Source organism: Protofrankia sp. Cj3 (assembly GCF_917627355.1).
Classification (GTDB): domain Bacteria; phylum Actinomycetota; class Actinomycetes; order Frankiales; family Frankiaceae; genus Protofrankia.
Genome location: NZ_CAKJTR010000093.1, coordinates 17,452 through 20,266, shown reverse-complemented (window position 1 = coordinate 20,266; position 2,815 = coordinate 17,452). Strand labels below are relative to the sequence as shown.

The window sequence follows — 2,815 nt, the reverse complement described above, 5'->3', positions numbered from 1 at the left end:
TACCGCGGGATGGGGTCGTTGGGCGCGATGCGCGGCCGGGGCACGGCTCGCTCCTATTCAAAGGACCGCTACTTTCAGGATGATGTTCTCTCCGACGACAAGCTTGTTCCGCAAGGTGTGGAGGGGCAGGTGCCCTACCGGGGGGCATTGGCCGCGGTCGCGCACCAGCTGGTCGGAGGCTTGCGCGCGGCTATGGGATACACCGGTTCGGCGACGGTCGGCGCCCTCCAGCAGGATGGCCGGCTGGTGCGTATCACCTCGGCCGGGCTCAAGGAGAGCCATGCGCACGACATTCAGATGACCGTCGAGGCGCCGAACTACAACACTCGATGATCAGTATCTGTGCCGTGGCCGGCCCGCGCGCGGCCGGCCGGTTTCCGTCGGCCCGGTCCCCGGTGGCAGGCCTCTGATGGCAGGCGCCCGGTGAGACATCCCCGGTGAGAGGACACAGTGACTGAGGTCGAGATCGGGATCGGGAAGAGCGGCCGCGTCGCCTTCGGGCTGGACGCCCTGGGCATCGTGCCATCGCGGCGGACCCGTGACCCCGCGGACGTCTCGCTGGCCTGGGAGATCGACGCCTATCGTTTCGACCTGCCGGTTGTCACCGCTCCGGCGGACGCGGTGACCTCGCCGGTGAGCGCCGTGAGCGTCGGTGGGCTCGGTGGTCTGGGCGTCGTTCACGTGGAGGGCGTGTGGAGCCGGCATGAGGAGCCCGATGCGCTGCTGGCGGAGCTCGCCACCCTCGACGCCGAGGCGGCCACCCGGCGGCTGCGCGAGCTCTATGCCGCGCCGATCCGACCGGAGCTGGTGGTCAAGCGGCTGGCGGAGATACGCGAATCCGGCGTCGTCACCGCTGCCGCGCTGCGTCCCCAACGGGTCGGGGCGCTATACCCGTTCCTCCTCGAGGCCGGTGGTATAGACCTGCTTGTCATCCATGCGCCAGCCGTGTCCGCCGAGCACCAGTCGCGGGCGGGTGAACCGTTGAACCTCAAGCGGTTCATCGGTGAGCTCGATGTGCCGGTCCTGGTGGGCGGGTGCGCGTCCTTCTCGACGGCCCTCCATCTGATGCGGACCGGGGCGGCTGGTGTGATCGTGGGTGTCGGACCGGGCGGGGCGGACACCACCCGCGCGGTGCTCGGGGTCGGGGTTCCGATGGCGACCGCCATCGCGGATGCGGCCGGGGCGCGCATGCGCTACCTGGATGAGTCCGGCGGTCGTTATGTCCATGTGATCGCCCATGGCGGTATGCGGACGGGCGGTGACATTGCCAAGGCCATTGCCTGTGGCGCTGACGCGGTGATGCTCGACGCGCCGCTGGCCGCCGCGGCCGAGGCGCCTGGCCACGGCGGGTACTGGTCCATGGATGTCCTGCATTCACGGCTGCCCCGCGGTGTCTGGGAGCGCGTACCTGTCACCGGGACGCTGCGCGAGATCCTGTTGGGCCCGGCTGCGGTTAATCCCGGCACCCTGAATCTTGCGGGTGCTCTGCGGACCGCCATGGCCACCACCGGTTATGCGACCGTGAAGGAGCTGCAGAAGGCGGAAGTTCTGATCACCTCTACGCTCTGTTGACTGTCCGGCATCCCCTGCCGGCTGCCTCGTTTTCTGTCGCGTCCCGACCGGGCCGCGCGAGCCGGACAGCCTTGCCGCCGGGCGCTCGTAGTCGGCTACGCGACAGGTAATTTCCGGCGATACAGGCATAACGGGCGTTTCCGGTCTGGTTCAGATGCCGGGGTGACGTCGCCTTCAGGCGGCATGGCACCCTGGAACCGTCTGTTTCGGTCCGAAGGATGACACATGCGCATCGACGAGCACGGTCGCTGGGTCAGCGATGACGGCGCTTACGTCTGGGATGAGGCCGCCCAGGCGTGGCAGCCGTCGGCGCCGCGTCCCACCGGATCGGCGGGATCCACGGCTGCCCCCGCTACCGCCGACCCTGCCACGGATGGCATCGTGGTCGAGTCCACCGGCGCTTTCTCGTTGCTTTCCCTCCCGCGGAGCACAGCGGCCCTACCCGCGGCGGACGATCTTTCGGTGGCGGGTGTGGACTGGCCGCGGTCGATCCGTGACGATACGGGGGGTCCCGGCGTCGGGCCGGGCATCCAGCCGGCCGTCGGGGGGGAACCGGCCAGCCCTGGTGGGTGGGACCGGCCCGACGGCACCCTGCTCGGCGCTGACCTGCTTGGTACTGATCTGCTCGGTACTGACCTGATCACTGACCTGATCGGCACCGGTGTCCCCGCGGCGGGCAGGGCATCCGGGGATCCCGCCCCGGTATCTGACCCGATCGCCGGGGCCTGGCTCGCGGGGGCTGTGGGGGAGGGTGACATCCCGGCTGGTTCCGGTGATCTTGCCGGGGCTGATGTCCTCGGTGGCCGGGTGCCGGGCGCCGAGAAGATGTCACCAGGCCTGAGCCAGCATGCCCAGGATGATCGCGTAGCGTCCGCCCCGGGGTGGGACCCGGCTGAGCGTGACCGTGGTGACCGCGTCCCTGCTGGTGCTGCGCTGGAGGCGGGGGCGCGCAGCCGCGCCGGCTCCAGCGGTGCGCGTACCCATGGGCGTCGGCGACGCGCTACGGCGAGTGCCCGAGCGACCCGGTCCGGCCCGTTGACCGGGCCCGCCGACGGGGAGACCCGCGGGTTCCCGCGAGGTATCTCACCGCTGCCGCGTTCCGCGCTTATCGGTGGAGCGGCGGTTTTGGCGCTTCTGCTCGGCTTCGGTGGGTGGCTGCTTTTCGGCCACGCCGGTGGGCACACCGTGAGCCACGGACCAGCCAAGGTCGCGGCGAGTGTTTCGGCGGGATACCCGCGGCAGT

3 protein-coding genes are annotated in these 2,815 nt (G+C 70.2%); all 3 read left to right on the top strand.

All coding sequences use genetic code 11. The features are described 5' to 3' along the window. A partial coding sequence (locus MJ783_RS14005; RefSeq protein WP_239310877.1) for an IMP dehydrogenase occupies positions 1-333 on the top strand: 333 nt, incomplete at its 5' end. 117 nt (positions 334-450) lie between these two features. Next, a complete protein-coding gene (locus tag MJ783_RS14000; protein ID WP_239310876.1) occupies positions 451-1,572 on the top strand; it encodes a GuaB3 family IMP dehydrogenase-related protein in 1,122 nt (373 codons plus the stop codon). Between the two features lie 225 nt (positions 1,573-1,797). After that, positions 1,798-2,815 (top strand): hypothetical protein (locus MJ783_RS13995; protein WP_239310875.1); only part of this gene is annotated, 1,018 nt, incomplete at its 3' end.